Source organism: Dyella sp. 01N36, from assembly GCF_056399745.1.
Genome location: NZ_JBFTRY010000356.1, coordinates 1 through 2,319, shown reverse-complemented (window position 1 = coordinate 2,319; position 2,319 = coordinate 1). Strand labels below are relative to the sequence as shown.

Here is a 2,319-nt window from a genome sequence, read left to right as displayed (position 1 = left end):
GTCCGCTTCACGCCCTGAGCCGTTCCGTCAACTATCCGACGAAGTCAGCCCGGCGAGCAAGGGCGAGCCACGACGCTGCAAGGCCATAAGGTAGCGCGACTCATCGTAGGGCGTGTGGGACAGCCAGCATCGATGCAGGATGCGGATCCATTTGAAGGCCAACGCACGCACAGCGACCTGATGCGGACTGCCCTTGGCGCGCTGCTGGCGATAGAAGGCGCCGGCCCAGAAGGACTTGTTGATGGTCTGCGCGGCCCACTCCACGAAGGTCTGGCGCACGAAGGTCGGGCACTGCCAACGCCAGTGCACCCAACTCTTCTTGCCGCTGCGCTGCGTCACCGGCGCAACGCCCGAGTAGCGCTGCAACTGATCGGCACGAGCAAAGCGTTCGCGTTGTTCGCCGAAGGCGGCCAGCAGGCGCGGCGCGAGGATCGGGCCACTGCCTGGCAAGGCATGGAACAGCGGGTAATCGGGGAGCGTGGGCGCCAAGGCGGCGATCTCCTGATCGAAGCGATCAATGGCGCGTAGCGCGACCTGCAGTTGCTCGACCAAGGCGATGRCCAGTAGTCGGTGCGTGGTGATGACCGCCGGGTCGTCCGTCAGTGGTAGCGCCGTTCGGATCGATTGCACGCGCTCGGCAATGAGTTTGGCGGAGCGCACATTGTGCTCACGGAAGAACGCCTCGAGCGTGGCCACGCGCGCGTGCTTGGCCTGCTTGAGCGTGGGCCAACGCAGGAAGAAGTCACTGAAGACCACCGTGTCGTGCTGCTCAAACCAGTCCAAAACCTGCGGGTAATACTGCTTGAGCGTGTTGCCAAGACGATTGACCAGGCGCTTCCTGTCGTCAACTAGCAACCGCCGCTGCTCGACCAGAAAGCCCAGCGTACGCATCGCCACGCTCTGCGGCTTGAGTGGCGTAAAGCGGTGCGGATAGCGCTGCATCAGATCCAGCGCAAGCTGCGCATCGGTCGGATCATCCTTGGCCCGACTCGGCGTGAATGCTTCGCGATACTTGGCGAGCAAGGTCGGGTTGATCGGGAACAGCACCAGAAAATCGTACTTCTGCAGGGCGTACACCACCGGCCCCTTGGCCAGCTCCAAGGCGATGGCGATGCGCCCGCCAAAGCGCTGATGTATCCCGTGCGCCCAGGCCTCGATCGCCGCGTGCGTCAGCTGTCGAGACGTGCGTGCCCGAGCTCGGCGAAGTCGATATAGAGAGCCGACCAGGCGGCGTTCCCTGAGGATTCGTTGAGGAGCTCAAGCGCACCGGCAAGCTCGAAACCAAAGCGGTGAACATCGCATGTTTGGGTCGAAATGTTCGTAGCTAGCCGGTGCAAGTCCCGCCCTCGCGACCAGCTACCTGGCCGCCGTGACATGGTCACTGAGAACGGGGCGGAGTACCTATATCGGGTCGAAAGCGGACGCTTTCCAACAAGGTGTCACTCTACTTTGAAGGATCGCTCGGCAGCGAAATCAAGCAGCGTTCCATCCTCTCGAAAAGTGAGGCCGTATCAGGCACGAAGCCATCCTCATCAGCCCAGGCCGCCACCTCGAATCCCATCCAAAGACTGTCCAGCTCTCTAATCAGGGGGTAAGGCATTCCCTCTAGCGCGTGCCCGTCGCTCTTGATCGTTTGGGCCAACGATTGAAGCGGTAACGCACCTGCACGCGCGGATGCCAGCGCCATCTGCATGTGCTCTATCAGCGCCCGATTGGACATTTCGCACCCCCTTGATTACGTCCGCTATGGATCGGAAGCGGACCCTTCAATCACTATCGGCCTCTGAGCTTCGTCCATCAAGCGGAACATCGCAGTTGACGCATTTGGGAGAGAGGCCGCTCCAGTACCACGAGCAGTAGAACAACTGCTTGCACCGCGGGCACGTACTAAACGACCAAGCAACCACAGGAACGATCATCAATCCCAGGGTTACAAGCGCGACGCACGGAAACAGTTTGGGCGAGATCGCTGACGCCAGGGCGAAGATCAGAGGGGCGCAGAGCATGGTGCCGATGGCAAACTTTTTCCTTTGCCTTATCCGCACAAGCCCGCCCACGATGGCCGGAGAATGGACTGCGGCCGGTTTCACAGACACCGGGTTTAGGTGGGATGATGAAGCCGGAGGTGGTTTATGGGAACACGAAGGACGTTCAGTCGCGAGTTCAAGCTTGAAGCGGTGCGACTGGTTAACGAGCGCGGTGTAGCGGTGACGCAGGCGGCCCGTGATCTGGGGCTGCATGAGAACGTGCTGCGCAAATGGGTACGAGAGCTGGTGGCCGATCCGCAGCAGGCGTTTCCCGGGCAAGGGCAGATGAAGC

The 2,319-nt window shown here is 61.3% G+C and carries 2 protein-coding genes; one reads left to right on the top strand and one right to left on the bottom strand.

What is annotated here, in order from left to right; genetic code table 11:
* Window positions 1-27: 27 nt before the first annotated feature.
* Window positions 28-1,107: an IS110 family RNA-guided transposase gene (locus tag AC1DMG_RS22055; RefSeq protein ID WP_477181144.1), complete on the bottom strand. Its 1,080-nt coding sequence runs from the start codon at window positions 1,105-1,107 to the stop codon at window positions 28-30.
* 1,025 nt (window positions 1,108-2,132) lie between these two features.
* Here AC1DMG_RS22055 and AC1DMG_RS22050 point away from each other — a divergent pair.
* A partial coding sequence (locus AC1DMG_RS22050; protein WP_477180176.1) for a transposase occupies window positions 2,133-2,319 on the top strand: 187 nt, incomplete at its 3' end.